Origin of the sequence: Synechocystis salina LEGE 00031 (assembly GCF_015207985.1) — a bacterium.
Lineage (GTDB): Bacteria > Cyanobacteriota > Cyanobacteriia > Cyanobacteriales > Microcystaceae > Synechocystis > Synechocystis salina.
The window spans coordinates 14612-32302 of sequence record NZ_JADEVV010000014.1; the positions used below are offsets into that span (position 1 = coordinate 14612).

Here is a 17691-nt window from a genome sequence, read left to right on the forward strand (position 1 = left end):
CAAACAGGTAAACCAGAACCCTTTCATCTTTACTCCATGCGCCAAGCCATTGAGGAAGGTTTTATTCTCAATGTCCTCCAAAATTACATCACCTACCAGCGATTTTTCCGCCTCTCCAAAGCCATTGAAGATGACCCCGAATTCAATAAGAAAAAAGCAGCCAAGGCGATCGCCCGATTTGTGAGCCTACATCCCCATGACCTTTGCAAAAAAACTGAGATTATCATTGAGCATTTCCGCCAATTCGTCATCCACAAAATCGGTGGTAAAGCCAAAGCGATGGTGGTGACTTCCTCCCGACTCCATGCCAAAGCGAGTCCTTGAAGACCCATCCTTTGGTGATTTGGTCAAAGAATTAATGATGAAAAATGTCTATACTCGTCTCAATCAAGATGAAGCTGCCTAGTTAATTGCATCGGCGATCGCCGTAGGATCCACCAGTGCGACTTCCCATTCACTAATCGCCATCGGGAAGTTGGGAGTGGTGGGGAGTTGCCGTTCTCCCCTTGGCATTCTGAGCTTGTTTTCCTACATCCCCTGGGGCACTGAAATACCTGGTAAAGCATTCAATTGAGCCGCCGTGAGAGGATTGCCACCAAACTGTTCTACGGACCAAGCCAAGGCTCCAGTCAGGCCGGCATTGTAGTCAATGGCCACTTCATTGCTGATGTAGTCATCCCGGGAATCGTTATAGCTAAAATCATTGGCCGCAGTGGGGCCTCCCACCAAAGCACCGAATAAAACATGTTCATTGGGTAAACCGTTGCGGAAACCGTCCCAGCCGACTCCCGAAGCGGCCCGGTGGTGGGGTTGTTGGGGGAAATCGTTGCCGTAACCCACCATATAACTAGCATTACGGGGATTACTGCCCAAAATATAATCCACCGTATCCTGGGCCAACTGGGCATATTTACCCGTGGGATCGGTTAGACCATCTGAGTACACCGCCGCTAACATTGCCGTATTCGCCGCATACCGCAGAGAACCCCATTGACTGATGAATCGTAATCCACCGTCAGTGATTTGGACTCCATCGGTGCCATTGACCCAGGCATCTAACCAGCGGGTAACATCTTGTTTGATAGCTTGATTGCCGCTGTCTTGGGCTAGGATCACCGCCGTGCCATAGGAAGCATCGTCCCAATTGTGGGTCCAACCTCGGCTTAGACCGCCAATGTCGCTGTTGTAAATATTTAAGGCTTTTTGCAGATAAGCAGAACCATCTCCCCCCGCACTATTAACTGCCCGGGATAACCACGCGGCCCCATAGGCCAGTTCATCTTCATAACCACTCCAGGAATTGTAATAGTTCCGCACTTCGGGAATGGAGTCGGAATATTTACCCCGGTACGTATCGGCAAATCGGTACAAAGATTGGGCATTAACTAACAATTCATCGGCATAGGCAACATCCCCCGCTTCTCGGAACAGAATGGAAGCTGCCGCTAGGGCCGCCGCCGATCCCGCCGCTACATCGGAACCAGGTTTATCTGGGGTGACTGCCATGGCTGGTCGAGCAATGGTCTGACTTTCCGGAGCACTCCAGAGGGAATGATCCGCCGACACATTCCCCACTTGGGCGACAAAAAATGCGGTTTCCCCATTGGCATTGGTGACGTGGGCTTTGAGCATATAATCTGTCCCCCACCGTATGGTTGCGAGGAGGTCATCCATTTGGCCGCTAGTTTGATAACCGGCTGTAAATTCCACACCGCCCCAGGCTAGGGTGGTCAAAGTAGAAGCGAGGGGTAAACCAAATTTGCCGTGGTCTCCCGCATCGTGGTAGCCACCAGTTAGGTCTAGGCTCAAACCCGCTTGCAAATTACCATTACTTTGTCCACCAAAATAAATACCATCTCGACCATCCCTCAGACCGGAATCTCCCCGCCAGTCAATCCGTTTCGTGGCTTCATCCAAGTCTCCAGAACGATTCGCTTCGTAAAACAGGAACGATTTTTGTAAAGCTTCGCCGTAATTATGGTCCCCATTGGCGATCGCCGGCGGATCAACGGGATTGGGGTCAGGGCTAATCGGGTCAGTGGGGGGATTGGGATTCGTGGGAGTTGCCCCGGTATTACCGCCAGAACCAGCACTAGGTTGGCCGACAATACCACCACCGAGGAAAAGCAGATCGGCGTTTAAACTGCCATCATTACCGATCGCCGTTCCTTGGGTACCATTAAAACCAACTTTGACTGAAGCGCCAGGGGCCATGGCCGCCGCCCACTCACTGCCGGTGACCACATAACGGGTAATACCTCCGCCTAAATCCGTCCCCTGTACAGTGGCGCCCCAGGGACTACCGGAGATTTTATGCACCGTATCGAAGCTAAAGCTCCAACTATTAAGCCGTGTATTAGAGGTATTGGTTATGGTCAATTCCGCCGTAAAACCATTCCACCAACGATTGCCTGCCACCGTGACAGTAAAAGGACTACCCGGAGAAATGGGATCAGTGGGTGGGGGAGTAACTGGATCAGGGTCTGTTGCAGGAGGATTGGTAGTGCCTCCTCCCATGCCATCACCGGGGTCAGAACCATGGTCCATACCGCCGCCGTGGTCATGATCATGGTGACTGTGGTCATCGCCACTGCCATGGCCCCCAGCCCCACCGCTAAATTCTCCCCCGCCAATGGGGGTTAAGCCATTGCCCGGCCGACTCTGATGGCCGTCGGTAATTTGCCCTGCAGGGCCCTGGGGCGTAGCTAAACCAGTGCGGCTGACAATGGTAACTTGAGCGACAGTAACCCCAAAAGCATCTTCCAACCGGTCTTCCACTACCTGGTCATGGTGAAATTCTAAATTGGCAGGAATCAATTGACCGCGGGTAATCCCCACCAGCAATAGAGTCTGCCCCGTGGGTTGGGTGGCAATTAATAAACCCTCCGCCGTATCTGTAACGGTTAATCTTTCCCTGGTGCCGTAGTAGAGAAAGCTCAGCTTCATGGTGGCAGGGTCAAAATTTTCAATCCGTTCCTGCACCCCATACTCATGGGAACGAACATAAACTGTGTTGCTATTCCTAGCCCCCAAACCCAATTCCCAACTGAGGACTCCGCCAATGTCCTGGCGTAAATGCTCGTTTTGTACAATGCCAAAATTTACTGCCGTCAGATCGGTAAAACTAACCCCCCGAATAATTTGGAACTCAGGCGTCCAGGCCCAGGGATTGATAATAGCCACTTCCCCAGTGCTGGTCTTACCAACGATCAGGTTGTGCACCGACACATCGCCAAAATCTAATCTATCTAGAGCCGGATTAAAACCAACAATATCGGCCGCCGCAGGATTAATCGCAAACACTCTGCCGGTGCCAGGATTCGGATTAGAGTCCACCACGGGATCGGTAGGTGTTACAGGATCGGGATCCACAACCGGATCAGGGATAGGATCTGGGTCGTGATGATGATGATCTCCCCCCGTGCCCCCCGTATTGCCCCCAGCGTTAGTGAACAATAGGGCGGAGGTTAAAGAGCCGCTGTTACCGATCGCCTTGCCCTGAGTACCGTTAAAGCCAATGGTGACAGAACCACCAGGGGGAATACTTGATGCCCAACCGGCCCCCGTTAGGGTGTAGCGGGTGATGCCATTGCCCAAATCTACGCTAGTGAACGTCGCCCCCCAGGGATTACCGGAAATTTTGTGGACAGTGTCGAAGGTGTAAGTCCAGTTAGTAAGGGGGGTGCTGGAGGTGTTGGTGATGGTGAAATCAGCGGTAAAACCGTTCCACCAGAGGGAGCCACCCACGGCTACGGTGAGGGGGGATAGGGTACTGGTACTGTTCATGGCGAGGAGCTTTAAAGGGGATGGGGATACTTTTTACAACTTAAGCAACAATCCCTGGAAACCTAAACCCTTCAGGTGGAGGGTTTTTAACTGGCTTTGGCTTATATTGACCCAAATATTCCATCTACGCCTAAGGATAAATACACTAAATTTGACAGATTTTTCGGTCAGTAAACCTCATCTAAAACTATTTCTTCTTCTAAATTTTCTTGATTTTTCTCAAAATTAAATATGATGCGACAATCATACTCAACACTGCAAGCCCAGGCACCAGATAATTTACCCTTTAGTTTGTGGCTTCTGAGGACAGGATTATAAGGATCTGCGGCTAACAGTCTTAATTTTGCTTCAATCTTTCTCTTCAGATCTGGATTTCTCTTAACAACCACTTTAAACACCCGTTTAAAAGAGGCAGTTAAAACTAACTCATCATCATTTAGTTCGTCAATAATCTCGTCAATACTTCCTCGAAATTGTTCTCCTTGCTGATAATCTCGACAAGTTTTTTGGATATTTTGAACAATTTCTTCTCTTCTTTATTCTGTTTGACGACGCCGAACAAGATCAATTAATTCATGTTGTTCATTGATAGAAAGACCGTCTATAATTTCTAGGATTTGATAAAATTGCATTGCTTGTGGCATTATTCATTTTCCTCTTTGGAATAATCAGATAATAAGTAAATTCCTTTAAATTCCTTGAGTTTGTTGTGACGGTATAATACTAACGGTCTACGCTAAAGGTTTTGTGCTACCAGATGCTTCGCTGAATAACTTTAGGTACAATAACCAGAGACTGGGCAAGGAAAATACACCTAAAATTCGCTCTCCTTCTGGGTTGAACACCATCATCACTCGACTTAACATACCAAAAAAATTTTCAATGATTCCCTTTGCAAAAAAAAGTTTGGCTTTGCTGACTCCCTATCTATGGGGAATTTTACTGGTCGGTTTACTAATTCTTTGCCCTGCCCCAGTCTGGGCCACAGAAAATGTCAGTCCTGTCACCAATGAGGAGTTACAGGTAGGGGATAACCTCGCCGATCAAGCCTTTGCCGCCACGGAAATGGGGGATTTTGTCACCGCTGAAAAATATTGGACGGAATTGATTGAGAAGTTCCCCCAGAATCCCGCCGTGTGGAGTAATCGGGGCAATTCTCGGGTGAGCCAAAACAAATTGGACGAGGCGATCGCCGATTTCAACCGAGCTATTGAGTTGGCACCGGGGCAGGCGGATCCCTACCTCAACCGGGGTACTGCCTTGGAAGCGAAAGGGGAATTTAAAGCCGCCATTGCCGACTATAACAAGGTTTTAGCCGTTAACCCCGAAGATGCTTTTGCCTACAATAATCGGGGTAATGCGGAAGGGGGTTTGGGCCATTGGACCGTCGCCCTAGAGGATTTTCAGCGAGCCACGGCGATCGCCCCCAATTTTGCCTTTGCCCAGGCCAACACTGCCCTAGCCCTTTATGAATTGGGGCAAAAAGAAGAGGCCATTCAAACCATGCGCCGTTTAGTAAAAAAATATCCCATGTTTGCTGATATGCGGGCCGCCCTCACCGCCGTACTGTGGGTAGATGGACAACAGGGGGAAGCAGAAAGCAATTGGGTGGCCGCTGTGGGGGTAGATAGCCGTTACCAAAATCTGGACTGGGTCAAACAAGTCCGCCGTTGGCCTCCCAGCGTGATCAGTGCGTTGGATAAATTTTTGAGTCTCAGTTAAGGCATCCCCACCCACGGGGGAATTGATAGCTCTCGGCCCCGTCCATTCGTTAAATTGGAATTATTCAGTCCTAATAATCACAAGACTATGCTCGATATTCAGGCGATCGCCGACCATGCCCACCAAGGAGCCGCCGCCCTGGGAATTAAACAATACGATATTTATGGTTCTTCCGTGGATGACAGCGGAGTCGAAGTGGATTCCGGTGAACCCAAACAGGTAGAAGCTTCCAACCGGGCCAGCGTGATTGTACGGGTTTGGAATGACAAAGGTTTAGTGGGGGTCACTAGCACCACAGATTTGGATGCGGCTGGGATTAGTTTAGCCCTGGAAACCGCCGCCGAAGCCAGTGCTTTTGGCATCACTGATAATATTCCCGACTTCAGTCCCGAAGCCCAAGTGCCCATCGGTGGCGCTGAAAATGACGTGGCGGAACCGGCCCCCATGGGGGATTTAATTGCCACATTGGTCAAAGCAGAACAGGACTTGTTGAGCAGCCATCCCGCCATTACCGGAGTGCCCTATAACGGTTTATCGGAACAGACCACGGAGCGGTTTTATCTCAACAGTGCTGGGGCTAAACGTTATGAATGCCGTTCCTATGCTTCCATTTATCTCTACAGTCGAGCAGAACAGGAAGGCAAAAAGCCCCGTAGTGCCGGAGAAATGAAGATCAGCCGGGATTTAGCCAGCCTGGACATTGATGATTGTTTGCAAACGGTGAAGGAGAAAACCCTCAGCCATCTTGATTACCGCCCCATCCCCACCGGCAAATATACTGTCGTTTTTTCCCCCCGGGCTTTTTTAAGTTTGCTCAGTGCTTTTTCTAATCTTTACAATGCCCAAAGCATCCTCGATAAACAGTCCTTGGCCACCAAGGAAACCCTCGGCACGGCGATCGCCAGTGAATTACTTTCGGTCAGCGATGATGCTCTGCACCCAGGCAACATTTCCGCCGAACGTTTTGACGGGGAAGGCACCCCCACCAGAAGGGTGAACATCATTGAGAACGGAGTTTTAACCGGCTTACTCCACAGTGCCGGCACTGCCAAGCGTTTTAATACCCAACCCACCGGCCACGCCAACATTGGAGCCAAAATTACTGTTGGAGCTCACTTCTACCATGTGTACAGCGAGAAAACTCCAGAAAAAAGCTATAGCTTGGACGAAGCGGAAAATGTAGTTTATATAGATAAGCTTCAAGCTCTCCATGCCGGGGTCAATTCCCTCCAGGGTTCTTTTTCCCTGCCCTTTGATGGTTGGTTAGTGAACAAGGGTGAAAAGCAAAGCATTGATGCGGCCACGGTGGCAGGGGACTTCTTAGAAGTTTTAAAAACTATTGTTTACTTAGAACCAGAAGCGGAAGTTACCCCAGGGGGTGTTTGTCCCCGGGTTTGGGTGGAAGGATTGGCCATTACAGGGGAGTAGATTAGGCACTGAAATATTTGGCGGTGGGATGATAAGCCATGATCGCCCTGGTCGGATTATTTTGGGTAGAGACAATCGGTGTAATTATCGTCAGTAAGTCGTTCTCTCCCATATTCCGCTGCTATTTCCCCCACCGTCACAGCTTACAAAGGAAAAATATCGGTAATCCCCAATTCTTTAGAGGCAAAAAAGTCCGTAATACAAAGCCGTCGCCCTGACTTTTGCCGGGGAAACTCGTATTTGGCGATCGCCATAAAATCGCTAAATCGCTAGAATAAAAGCCTAATTATTTCTGGAAACGGTGGCATATGTTAGTGCTCCAACCCCGCTTTAAAAGCTTTGACGAGTATCTTGCGTACGAAGACGATACCGATCAACTCTATGAATTATTCAATGGGGAATTAATAGCTGTGCCGACGGAATCGGGTTTAAACTTTGAAATTGCCACATTTTTGCTACTGAAGTTGGCTGAAATCGTTGGCTATCGACGGGTGCGGGGACACGGTTTAGAATTAGAAGTTCATGGTGAGCCCAAAAACCGTTTTCCTGATTTAACGATTATTCGAGAAGAGCATATTGCCCAATTAGCTAAACGCAATACGATTCGGTTATTGATGTTACCGCCCTTATTGGTGGTGGAAGTTGTCAGTCCGGGGGAATTGCAACGGGAGCGGGACTACATTGCCAAGCGTCAACAATATCAAGCCTGTAGCATTCCTGAATATTGGATTGTTAATCCCCAAACGCAATCAATTTTGGTTTTAGAATTGGTTTCAGAGAATTATCAGGAAGTCGGTAATTTTGAAGGCTCTATGGCAATTCAGTCCCCTACGTTTCCCCAGTTATCGTTAACCGTTAATGAGATTTTTAAGGATCTTTGAGATAACGGCGATCGCCGAGATATTTCCTACGGGGGGCGCTATTTTCCTCAGCCGTTTTTATAAAAAAGTGATAATAGGGTTTTTAACATCCCCAATGCTCCCTTATACCCTCATTTTCCTAAGGTTGCGGATGATCTCAACAAACCCAATGAGGCGATCGCCTGTTATAAATAAACTTTGGTATGACAAAACAAACAATGCCACCGTGGCAATATGGGCTAGGAGTTGGTTTCGCCGGACTTTTAACAGTCGGTGGAGCGGCAATGATTATCTTCGGTGTCAATTTTGTACAGGAGGCCCTAGCTGCCAAACAATGGCCAGTTGTAGCGGGCGAGATTAAATCTGTGCAAATTATCAGAGAAGTTGATCGTAATGGCAGCACCAGGGTGGAAACTCATCATTTGAAGATTACCTATGACTACCAAATGGATGGCAATGCCTACACCGGCGATCGCTATTCCCTTGGTGACGGTTCGACCGCCAGTAAACGCTTTAATGAAAGAAGTAAGGCGATCGCCGAAAAAAATAAATATCCAATTGGCAGTGCCATTGATGTATTTTACAAACCAACAGAACCCAGTTTAGCTATCTTAAAACCGGGCGTTAATTTTGGAACTGCTGTTCCCATTATTTTGGGGTTTATTTTCTTATCAACTGGACTATCTCTGCTGATTTTAGTAATACGTAACTAAGAGCCTGTTTGGAAGGTTTTAGTTCGCCTCCTAAATCCCCTAACTAAAGCTCTGGCAATACTGGGAGTCCCCAAACTTGGGAGGTAAGGGGGCTGTTAAAACACCCTCTGAACCAGATAGCATAATCGTCAAACAAAGGGTTGCCTATAACAAATGTCGGAATCAAGGGAAACTCTTTGAAGTTGGTAAACTTCTGACATCTTGAGTGCCTTAAGTCTAAATACTAAAATATTTGGCAGTGGGGTGGTAGGCAATAATCGCCGTTGTCGATTGTTCTGGATAAACCTGTTCACTTTCATCCATAAACAGGCCAATCCGGTCGGTTTGGAGTAAATCTAACTGGGTGTATTGATCCTGCATATTGGGGCAAGCGGGATAACCAAAACTATAACGGGAGCCTTGGTAACGTTGTTGCAGAATATCGCGGATATTGTCGGGATCTAAATCACCAAATCTCAATTCCCGCCGTACTCGTTGGTGGGTCCACTCGGCTAAACCTTCCGCCATTTGCACTGCCATGCCATGGAAGTAGAAGTAATCGGTGTAATTATCTCCGGCAAATAGTTTCCTGGCATATTCCGTCGCTATTTGTCCCACCGTCGTCGCTTGCAAAGGAAAAACATCGATAATCCTTGATTCTTTTGAGGCAAAAAAGTCCGCAATACAAAGCCGTCGCCCTGACTTTTGCCGGGGAAATTCAAACTATGGTTTGTATGAGAATGTTCTTCCCATTGGTTGCGCGGGGAATATGCTTGATGGGACTGGCGATCGCCATAAAATCGCTAAATCGTTAGAATAAAAGCCTAATTATTTCTGAAAACGGTCAGCCTATGTTAGCGCTCCAACCCCGCTTTAAAAGCTTTGACGAGTATCTTGCGTACGAAGACGATACCGATCAACTCTATGAATTATTCAATGGGGAATTAATTGCTGTGCCGACGGAATCGGGTTTGAATTTTCAAATTGCCAATCGTTTATTTCTTGTTTTTGCCTTAATGTTGGGCACGGATCGGGTGCGGGGACACGGTTTAGAACTAGAAGTTCATGGTGAGCCCAAAAACCGCTTTCCTGATTTAACTATTATTCGAGAAGAGCATATTGCTCAATTAGCTAAACGCAATACGGTTCGGTTATCGATGTTACCGCCTTTATTGGTGGTGGAAGTTGTCAGTCCGGGGGAATTGCAACGGGAGCGGGACTACATTGCCAAGCGTCAACAATATCAAGCCTGTAGCATTCCTGAATATTGGATTGTTGATCCCCAAACGCAATCAGTTTTGGTTTTAGAATTGGCTTCGGGTTGCTATCAAGAAGTGGGTGATTTTAAAGAATCAATGGCAATTCAGTCCCCCACGTTTCCCCAGTTAGCGTTAACCGTTAATGAAATTTTTAAGGATCTTTGATATGAGGGCAACCAGCACTTTCTTTGATATTTTTGTCAAACCCGCAGGATTGGATTGAATAAATACATTCAAAAACTGATTCGTAAGAGGTCATTTCTAAAGAAAATATAAAAAAGAGGGGAGAGAAGAAATTTAGTTTTTGTGGTGGAGTGGTAAAAATTGAGTGTTGTGGATGAGCAGTTTACCCAATGTAGCCAATGTGAAACGTAAGCCATATGTGAGTGGAATGAGTGATGCAGAGTGGAAGATAATCGAGCCCAAGCTACCGGCACATAAGGGATTTGGGTGTCCCAGAGAGGTAGACCTGCGAGAAATTATCAATGCTATCTTCTATGTACAGCGCACAGGATGCCAGTGGGAGATGCTCCCCCATGATTTTCCGCTCCATCAGACAGTGTATAAATATTTTCACAAGTGGCAAAGGAAGGGTATCTGGCAAAGAATTTATGATGAATTACGTAAAGAAGCGAGAGAAAAGACGGGAAGAGTTCCCGACTCCAGTGTGGCAATGGCTGACTCCCAATCCGTTAAAACAACGGAAAAAAGGGGGAAGTCTATGGTTTTGACGGTGGCAAGAAAGTTAAAGGACGTAAACGGCACATCGTAGTGGATTCCCAGGGCTTTATTTTAGGATTATTAGTAACGGAAGCTAATGCTTCAGAGCGCTTAGGAGCGGTAGTGATTTTTGATGAGTTGCGTCAGCATTTATCCTCACTGGAAGTGATTTACCTAGACCAGGGCTATTGCGGGGAAAATTTTGCTCGGGCAATAAGGCAAGTGTGTGGAGAATCAGTACGGCTCGAGGTCGTCAAGCGTTCCTCCAAAGAATTTGAAGTTTTAGCCAAGTGTTGGGTGGTAGAGCGTATTATTGGTTGCTTAAATTACTATCGAAGATTGAGCAAGGATTATGAACTTTATACCGAAATCAGTGAAGCCATGATTTACGGCGCCCTCATTCGTATTATGCTTTCCCGTATTACTTCTTAATTTTTACTTTAGAAATTAGCTCTTAGGGGGGAACTGCAAAGCCACCCTGCCTCCTCAATTCTGAGGCAAATAGGATTCAAAGTCCCCCAATGTTTGGGGATTGAGGTGAAAAATTAACGCTTTTAACTCTGGAACGGAGGATTCCGCCTATTGTCAGAATGTAAGGCTCGCTACTCCTTGGGGTAGAGAGCTTTTCTTTGGATAGGAAGCTCCAACTTCAGCGCAAGGGAGTCGGGGTAGTTCACAACAGCCTCCTAAAGGTCGAGGAAAAAGTTATCGGATAATTCATAAATTTTGGCAATGTCTAACAAAAAATTAAGACATTGTTCCGGATCCATGGCGTTAGGGCGTAAGGTGGTAAAGCCGGAATACTTTAACACCAACGTCTTGACTTGCTCTGTCGACAAATCATTCACCGTGATGGCTTGCATAGACCAAACTTCAAAATTTCTGCTTTTAATCGGTACACACTCAATGATTTGGGGGGTATGGTGACGCTCGTCCTGGACGATGCGGTGATAGGTTTCATTGATTTGTTCACACTCCCCCTCCAACACTTGTAGAAAAGCAGGCTTGCTGTAGCAGAGCAGCCCGGTAATGCCATTGGCCGGATTATTTCTTTGGGAAGATTCTAAAATATCTTTTAAATCCTGGGGCTGTAGGTTGGGAATGCCCTGACTGCTGTAAATCAAACGATACAAACTCATTTTTGTGCTTAGCTTTTAGCTACTTTATAATTTTAGGATTAGTAATATTTTGGATTGCTGTCTGGATTAGGATTGAGAAGAACAGTGGCTGAAAAGTGAAATCAATCCCCTCAAACTGTCTGCCCATAACCCAGAAAAGCTGTCAGGAGTTGGTTTTATTAGTGGGAATAAATTCTGCCAACCGACCAAGTAATTCCTCAGGTACAAAAGGCTCGCTCAAGTACCCAGACGCTTGACAAAGTTTGGTACGGATACCGCTGATTAAATTGTCTCCTTTACCCAATAGTAGGATTGGCACATCTTTAAGTTGATTTGACTTACGACAAAACGAACAGAGCTGATAGCCGTTCATATCGGGCAGGTCAGTATTTATAATAATCAGATCGGGAGGAGAATTCAACAAAACTGTCAAGGCTCGGAAGGGATCCTCTAACACTGAAGTTCGATAGCCCTCTTTTCCTAAAGAATAGGCCATCATGCGTTGGTGAGCTTCCCTATGGTCAACATAAGCCACCAAATAGCGATCGTCCGTTTGAATTTCTTGATAGGGGAGCATTTTAATCTCACCAGTCTTGACCATGGGCTGTAACATCAGTGCCAGCTCCAAAGTACTGATTTCTAAATGTCCAGCAATTTCGTACAAGCAATTTAAATTTTCCAAGCAAGTGTGAAAGCGCCTTAACCAATGTTGGCCATGGAGGTTATTTTTTACCAGATTTTGGCGCAAACTAAGCCAATTTTCCACTAGAGGTCGCTGGAAGGGCGAATTAATATAGGATCTTAGTTCCCACCAGTAGCGAATTTTATGCTTAATGGGAGTAATGGTTTTTTCTAACTCTAAATTTAAAAACAGTTCGCTCAGTTCTTTTTCCTGGTTAAAACGATAGGATGTTTTGGGTAAAGAAAGCACCTGAACTAAGGCTTCTTGGCTGGCTTGGGTCAAAATCGAACGGGTTTGCTGAAAGGAAAAAACATCCTTTTTCCATAATCCGGAAAGAAAAAGATAATCGTCAGCAATTCTCGACGGCAGTTCGATACCCCTCTGACGGAGGGTGCTACCAATCAAATAGTTGAGTCTTTCTGAACAACCGTTGGCACTGTTAGCCAGGTGAATACGACCATCCCCTAAATACACTTGCCAATAAACAAACTCGTCAAAGGGGTTTTGCACCACTAGTTTGCCGCTGGTTTTTTGGTTAACAAGGGCATAGAGGAGCTTGGCGGGGATTGCCTGCTGAATTTGGACATTACCTGGGGAAGAGGCGGACAAAACTGAATTGCTCATTATAGTGGTCGGACGGTGGATAGAAATTGACGATGTTGAAATTAGTTAATTAGCGGAGCAATTGGCTGATTGTTTAATGGTATTGTGCCTTATTTGATTTCTAAGACTTCGACTGTTTGGGCTAATTTAGCCAGATTGAGGGGCGAATTTAGTCTAAAGTTACCGATAAAATCCATGGGATATTGAAGCATTAATAAAAATATTAAAGATAAATTATTTAAACTGTGGCCAGGGGGCGGGAATCCAAAAAGGATGATGTTCTGAAAAGGGCAGTAGCATCTTGGTCCGTTAAAGGGCGACTGAATAGGTAACCTTGACCATAGTCACAATCCATGGATTTGAGCACAGCTAGCTGTTCTGAACTTTCTACTCCTTCGGCAATAATTTTCAAGCCTAGGCGGTGCCCCAGTTCGATAATGGTTTGGAGAATTACTTGGTTTTTTTCCCTGGTCAAAAGGTCATCTAAGAAGGATTTATCAATTTTTAACGTCTGGAGAGGTAAATCCTTCAGGTAGGAGAGGGAGGAATAGCCGACACCAAAATCATCAATGGCAATTTGTATGCCCATATCATTTAGTTGATTGAGATGGTGAATTGTTTCCCCTGGTTCGCAGAGCATAAGACTTTCTGTTACTTCTAGGGTGATTTGTTGGCAATTTATTTTAGTTTGGCTAACAATATTTTTTATTTCGGTTACTAGGTTTGTTTCTTGTAATTGACGCAGGGATAAATTGACCGATAACTTGAAAGGAGGAATGCCCTGGGAAAGCCAGCGTTGGTATTGAAGACAACTTTGCTGTAACACCCAGTAACCCATGGGGACAATTAAGCCAGTTTGTTCAGCAATGGGAATAAACTCGGCGGGGGAAATCAAGCCCAGGCGGGGATGATGCCAACGAATGAGGGTTTCGACTCCCAATAAAGCTCCAGTTTTGATGTCAACTTGCGGTTGGTAATGGAGATGAAATTTGTTCTGCTCTAGGGAATGGGCCATTTCCCAGGCTAGGTTTTGAATTGGGTGGTTAGATTGCGCAGAGTTGACAACCTTATTAACCCCATGTACGGTCAGGGATTTGTTACTAAAATTTGGGATAAGAAAGTTACGAAACCATTGTGACAAATTGTCCAACATTGCTTGCGGTGAGAAAACAAAATTTAGTGAGGAGGTAAGGAACCAATGGTAGATTTTATCACCACGGTAAAGCGAGGAATTCATAACATTTATTTGTTCCAAAAAGAGTAAAGTTATCGATTTTTAAATAAATGCAATTAAGTTATCCTAGACAAACACCAAGCTTAGATGCCAAGTTTGGAAGCAATTGGACTACGCTTAATATTTTCTTTACATTCATTAAATGCTAACGTAGTCCAGGGAGAAAATTCAATGATCATTACAGACTAATTCCTCCTTGGAGTGCGGCTTTGCTGCTGCAATTAACAGTTTTGGGAATGGAACGCTTGGGCAATGGGCATGCGCCAACCACTGCCAAAGGCCCGATCCGTGACTTTCAGACCCGGGGCGGCCTGGCGACGTTTGAATTCAGATCTTTGCACTAATTGGAAAATTTTTAGTACAGTTTCCCGTTCAAAGCCAGCGTTGATAATTTCCTGGGGGGACTGGTGTTTTTCAATTAATCTGCCGAGGATGCCATCCAAAATATCGTAGGGGGGAAGGGAGTCGGCGTCTACCTGCCCTGGTTTGAGTTCGGCGCTGGGGGGCTTGGTGAGGACGTTGGGGGGGATGATGGTTTGTTCCCGGTTGAGCCAACGGCACAGTTCAAATACTTGGGTTTTGGGCACGTCGGCGATCGCCGCTAGGCCACCATTCATATCCCCATAGAGGGTGCAGTAACCCACCGCCATTTCTGACTTATTGCCCGTGCTGAGGAGTAGATGACCAAATTTGTTGGCGATCGCCATGAGGAGATTGCCCCGGATGCGGGACTGGAGATTTTCTTCCGCAATGCCAAAGGGAGTGCCCTGGAAGAGGGGTTCTAGGGCTTGGTCATAGGTAGCCATAATTGGGCCAATGGCAATGGTCTGGGTAGCAATGCCCAAATTGTCCGCTAAGGCTAAAGCATCCTGAACAGAATGGTCGGAACTGTAGGGAGAAGGCATCAGAATTCCCAGGACATTTTCTTTTCCTAAGGCTTCGACGGCAATGGCCGCCACCAGAGATGAATCAATGCCGCCACTGAGGCCTAAAATCGCTTTACTAAAACCGCATTTATGGAGGTAATCCCCCACCCCCAACACCAGAGCTTGCCATAACTCTTCGGGGCCAGCCATGGGTAAACTAGCTAATTTTTGTCCAATTAATTCCCCTTTATTGAGGTCATAATTTAACAGGGCTAAATCCTCTTGAAATAATGGCGATCTCCCGATAATTTTACCTTGATTATTGACGGCAAAACTACCACCATCAAAAATTAAATCGTCGTTGCCTCCCACTTGATTAACATAAATCAAAGGAACATTAAATCTTTTGGCACTGTGGCTAATTAAAGATTCTCGCAGGCGATGCTTGCCACAACTGTAGGGAGAAGCGGACAGATTAACAACTAAATTTACCCCCTGGTCGATCAAATCCGTGAGGGGATTAACTTGGTAAAACTTTTGCCCCCAAAAGGCTTCATCGTTCCATAAATCTTCACAAATAGTTACACCAATTTTGACATTTTTGTAAGTAAAATATTCACTCTTGGGGGCCGAGGCAAAATAACGGTCTTCGTCGAATACATCGTAGGTGGGCAAGAGACATTTATGAAACCGCTGTTTTACCTGCCCTTGCTCAATTAATACGGCACTATTCCAAAGTTTTTTTTGCCCCTGATGTTCTGCCTCGTGGTGAGGCGTAACAGTGCCCACCAAAACTGCCATAGAAGGGGGTATTTTTTCCGCCAACCGTTGTAATTCCCCCTCCAATTGCTGAACAAAACTTGGATTAAGTAACAAATCCTTAGGGGGATAACCACATAGGGCTAATTCCGGCGTTAATAGTAAATCAGTTCCCCTTGCCTGGGCTTGCAGGGCCGCAGTGACGATTTTTTCGGCATTCTCGGCGATCGCCCCAATGGTGGGATTAAGTTGGGCAAGGGCAATGGTAAACATAGTCAGAGGGGTATTATGGTAATTATCACTTTAATCCACCGACGTCAATTCAGACAAATATGAGGGCCTTATCTTTAAAAGGGGCAAAGGCCTGGGCATCAAAACGAAAAAGACTGGCGGGACGACCCACCCCTTTACTGATTTTTTGGCCAGTATCTTTGAGAAAACCCAACTTTAGTAAGCGGGAGCGGAAATTAGAATAATCGGAAAAATCTTCCCCTAAAACCGTGGTGTATAGTTGAAATAAATCGTTTAAGGTGAACAATTCTGGCAGCACTTCAAAGGCAATGGGACTGTATTCCAACTTATTGCGGAGCCGTTGATAGCCATAGTCAAGGATTTGGTTATGGTCAAAAGCCAAGGGGGGAATGGCCGCCACATTATGCCAACTGACTTGACTCAGGTTTTTGCTCATTAGTTGGGCATCTTCGTAGCGGATTAAGGCAAAATAGCTGACGGATAGATACCTGACTCCATACTGATCCGGGGCTTCCCTGGGGTCTCGACCAGGGTTGCCAAATGTGTATAGTTGTTCTAGGTAAAGATTTTTGACGGCAATTTTTTCCGATAAAACCCGGTGGGCCGCCCCTTCTAGGGTTTCCCCCATCCTTACTAAAGTACCGGGAAAGCTCCAGTAGCTTTGATAGGGGTCATCTTCTCGTTTAACTAATAAGACCAATAAACGATGCAGGTGGGTATCTACGGAAAAAATTACATTATCTACACCCACTTTGAAGTCAGCTAAATAGTTTGATCGAGACTGGCCCATAGGATTTATCAATAATTTGTTTGACCTATATTTGTCGGCGTTTACCGGTCCAATTTTGGTTGACACTGGGGGCAAAAGTGGGCCGAACGGCCAGCTAATTTAAGTTTGGCGATCGCCGTACCACAATGGCGACAGGGTTCCCCTTCCCGACCATATACCTGGGCTATACCACCGTAATTACCATTGATACCCGTCACCTGACGATAGTCACTGAAGCTAGTGCCTCCCGCGGCGATGGCCGCCGTCAACGTGGCTTTGATTTGTTGATGTATCCTTTCACAATCCTGCCGACTAACCTGATTACTGCCCATGGTAGGGTTCAAGCCACAAAAAAATAGCACCTCATCGGCGTAAATATTACCCAACCCCGCCACCAAGCGTTGATCCAACAGGGCATTTTTTAAAGGACGGCGACTAGATTTCAGCTTTTCGTAGAGATATTCCGCCGTAAAATCTGCTCCAAATGGTTCTGGCCCCATCTGCCCCAGCCCCGTAATTACTTCGGCCCAAGGGCGATCGCCTGGTAGGAGCCAAATTTTACCAAAGGTGCGGGTATCGACAAAGCGTAACTCCCGGCCACCTTCGAACTGGAGCACCACCCTAGTGTGCTTTGGCCTCTGCTGACTCCGCTCCGCCCAGAGTAACTGTCCTGTCATGCGTAAATGGCATCCCAACCACCCTGTTGGGGCTTTGGTCTGACTTTTTCTGAGTTCCCCCAGCAAATACTTACCCCGCCGTTGCCAGCCCACCAAGCGACAACCGGTAATTTGACTTTGAAAATCCTCAACAGAAACGGGGTAGGCAAGACTGCGATCAAGCAACACTTCCCCTCCCCCGATGGTCTGCTCCAGGGTCAAACGATTGAGCCCCCGGCATACTGTTTCCACTTCTGGTAGTTCTGGCACAGTTCAACGATGCAA

At 46.4% G+C, this 17691-nt stretch carries 15 protein-coding genes and 2 pseudogenes; 7 read left to right on the plus strand and 10 right to left on the minus strand.

The annotated features are described in order from the left end of the window. Positions 1 to 36: 36 nt before the first annotated feature. A complete protein-coding gene (locus IQ217_RS06565; RefSeq protein WP_194019338.1) occupies positions 37 to 324 on the plus strand; it encodes a hypothetical protein in 288 nt (95 codons plus the stop codon). Positions 325 to 528: 204 nt separating this feature from the next. Here IQ217_RS06565 and IQ217_RS06570 read toward each other — a convergent pair whose 3' ends face one another. Together IQ217_RS06570 and IQ217_RS06575 are read right to left on the minus strand one after the other, a co-directional pair. Then, entirely contained in the window at positions 529 to 3786 is a 3258-nt protein-coding gene (locus IQ217_RS06570) for a glycoside hydrolase family 9 protein (protein WP_194019339.1), read from the minus strand. A gap of 167 nt (positions 3787 to 3953) precedes the next feature. After that, positions 3954 to 4184 (minus strand): type II toxin-antitoxin system RelE/ParE family toxin, encoded by a 231-nt coding sequence (locus IQ217_RS06575; protein WP_228023957.1) that lies wholly within the window; start codon positions 4182 to 4184, stop codon positions 3954 to 3956. Between the two features lie 484 nt (positions 4185 to 4668). On the opposite strand from IQ217_RS06575, the gene IQ217_RS06580 reads away from it, so the two are divergent. Next, entirely contained in the window at positions 4669 to 5508 is an 840-nt protein-coding gene (locus tag IQ217_RS06580) for a tetratricopeptide repeat protein (RefSeq protein WP_194019340.1), read from the plus strand. Between the two features lie 87 nt (positions 5509 to 5595). Continuing rightward, complete coding sequence (locus tag IQ217_RS06585; protein WP_194019341.1) at positions 5596 to 6936, plus strand: TldD/PmbA family protein; 1341 nt, start codon at positions 5596 to 5598, stop codon at positions 6934 to 6936. A 65-nt stretch (positions 6937 to 7001) separates the two neighbouring features. Here the strand turns inward: IQ217_RS06585 and IQ217_RS06590 are convergent. Then, positions 7002 to 7196: pseudogene (locus tag IQ217_RS06590) on the minus strand (hypothetical protein); the annotation flags it as partial. A gap of 48 nt (positions 7197 to 7244) precedes the next feature. Here IQ217_RS06590 and IQ217_RS06595 point away from each other — a divergent pair. Together IQ217_RS06595 and IQ217_RS06600 are read left to right on the plus strand one after the other, a co-directional pair. Next, positions 7245 to 7817, plus strand: a complete 573-nt coding sequence (locus tag IQ217_RS06595; RefSeq protein ID WP_194019342.1) for a Uma2 family endonuclease — start codon at positions 7245 to 7247, stop codon at positions 7815 to 7817. Positions 7818 to 7999: 182 nt separating this feature from the next. Continuing rightward, positions 8000 to 8509, plus strand: a complete 510-nt coding sequence (locus IQ217_RS06600) for a DUF3592 domain-containing protein (protein WP_194019343.1) — start codon at positions 8000 to 8002, stop codon at positions 8507 to 8509. 216 nt (positions 8510 to 8725) lie between these two features. Here the strand turns inward: IQ217_RS06600 and IQ217_RS06605 are convergent. Next, positions 8726 to 9211, minus strand: a pseudogene (locus tag IQ217_RS06605) (vitamin B12 dependent-methionine synthase activation domain-containing protein); the annotation flags it as partial. A 128-nt stretch (positions 9212 to 9339) separates the two neighbouring features. Here IQ217_RS06605 and IQ217_RS06610 point away from each other — a divergent pair. Continuing rightward, a complete protein-coding gene (locus tag IQ217_RS06610) occupies positions 9340 to 9912 on the plus strand; it encodes a Uma2 family endonuclease (RefSeq protein WP_194019344.1) in 573 nt (190 codons plus the stop codon). A gap of 172 nt (positions 9913 to 10084) precedes the next feature. Continuing rightward, positions 10085 to 10899, plus strand: a protein-coding gene (locus IQ217_RS06615) for an IS5 family transposase (protein ID WP_194019345.1) whose coding sequence is annotated in 2 segments (ribosomal slippage) — positions 10085 to 10451 and positions 10451 to 10899 — 816 coding nt in all. Because the reading frame shifts where the segments join, the coding sequence is not laid out codon by codon here. 254 nt (positions 10900 to 11153) lie between these two features. Here IQ217_RS06615 and IQ217_RS06620 read toward each other — a convergent pair. The 6 genes from IQ217_RS06620 to IQ217_RS06645 all read right to left on the minus strand — a co-directional run bounded on the left by IQ217_RS06620 (position 11154) and on the right by IQ217_RS06645 (position 17676). Beyond that, positions 11154 to 11606, minus strand: a complete 453-nt coding sequence (locus IQ217_RS06620; RefSeq protein WP_190597955.1) for a BLUF domain-containing protein — start codon at positions 11604 to 11606, stop codon at positions 11154 to 11156. 142 nt (positions 11607 to 11748) lie between these two features. Continuing rightward, positions 11749 to 12891 (minus strand): response regulator, encoded by a 1143-nt coding sequence (locus tag IQ217_RS06625; RefSeq protein ID WP_194019346.1) that lies wholly within the window; start codon positions 12889 to 12891, stop codon positions 11749 to 11751. 217 nt (positions 12892 to 13108) lie between these two features. Further along, positions 13109 to 13885: a putative bifunctional diguanylate cyclase/phosphodiesterase gene (locus IQ217_RS06630; protein ID WP_228017301.1), complete on the minus strand. Its 777-nt coding sequence runs from the start codon at positions 13883 to 13885 to the stop codon at positions 13109 to 13111. 440 nt (positions 13886 to 14325) lie between these two features. After that, entirely contained in the window at positions 14326 to 16002 is a 1677-nt protein-coding gene (locus IQ217_RS06635; protein ID WP_194019348.1) for an NAD+ synthase, read from the minus strand. A 49-nt stretch (positions 16003 to 16051) separates the two neighbouring features. Next, positions 16052 to 16771, minus strand: a complete 720-nt coding sequence (locus IQ217_RS06640) for an NUDIX hydrolase (protein ID WP_194019349.1) — start codon at positions 16769 to 16771, stop codon at positions 16052 to 16054. Positions 16772 to 16812: 41 nt separating this feature from the next. Further along, the gene (locus IQ217_RS06645; RefSeq protein ID WP_194019350.1) at positions 16813 to 17676 is read right to left on the minus strand and encodes a DNA-formamidopyrimidine glycosylase; all 864 of its coding nucleotides are present in this window, start codon (positions 17674 to 17676) and stop codon (positions 16813 to 16815) included. Positions 17677 to 17691 lie beyond the last annotated feature (15 nt).

What these genes read in the sequence shown, in the direction of transcription:
- IQ217_RS06565 (WP_194019338.1), top strand. Translation starts at nt 37, where the DNA reads ATGCGCCAAGCCATTGAGGAAGGTTTTATTCTCAATGTCCTCCAAAAT.
- IQ217_RS06570 (WP_194019339.1), bottom strand. Translation starts at nt 3,786, where the DNA reads ATGAACAGTACCAGTACCCTATCCCCCCTCACCGTAGCCGTGGGTGGC.
- IQ217_RS06580 (WP_194019340.1), top strand. Translation starts at nt 4,669, where the DNA reads ATGATTCCCTTTGCAAAAAAAAGTTTGGCTTTGCTGACTCCCTATCTA.
- IQ217_RS06585 (WP_194019341.1), top strand. Translation starts at nt 5,596, where the DNA reads ATGCTCGATATTCAGGCGATCGCCGACCATGCCCACCAAGGAGCCGCC.
- IQ217_RS06595 (WP_194019342.1), top strand. Translation starts at nt 7,245, where the DNA reads ATGTTAGTGCTCCAACCCCGCTTTAAAAGCTTTGACGAGTATCTTGCG.
- IQ217_RS06600 (WP_194019343.1), top strand. Translation starts at nt 8,000, where the DNA reads ATGACAAAACAAACAATGCCACCGTGGCAATATGGGCTAGGAGTTGGT.
- IQ217_RS06610 (WP_194019344.1), top strand. Translation starts at nt 9,340, where the DNA reads ATGTTAGCGCTCCAACCCCGCTTTAAAAGCTTTGACGAGTATCTTGCG.
- IQ217_RS06620 (WP_190597955.1), bottom strand. Translation starts at nt 11,606, where the DNA reads ATGAGTTTGTATCGTTTGATTTACAGCAGTCAGGGCATTCCCAACCTA.
- IQ217_RS06625 (WP_194019346.1), bottom strand. Translation starts at nt 12,891, where the DNA reads ATGAGCAATTCAGTTTTGTCCGCCTCTTCCCCAGGTAATGTCCAAATT.
- IQ217_RS06630 (WP_228017301.1), bottom strand. Translation starts at nt 13,885, where the DNA reads ATGGCCCATTCCCTAGAGCAGAACAAATTTCATCTCCATTACCAACCG.
- IQ217_RS06635 (WP_194019348.1), bottom strand. Translation starts at nt 16,002, where the DNA reads ATGTTTACCATTGCCCTTGCCCAACTTAATCCCACCATTGGGGCGATC.
- IQ217_RS06640 (WP_194019349.1), bottom strand. Translation starts at nt 16,771, where the DNA reads ATGGGCCAGTCTCGATCAAACTATTTAGCTGACTTCAAAGTGGGTGTA.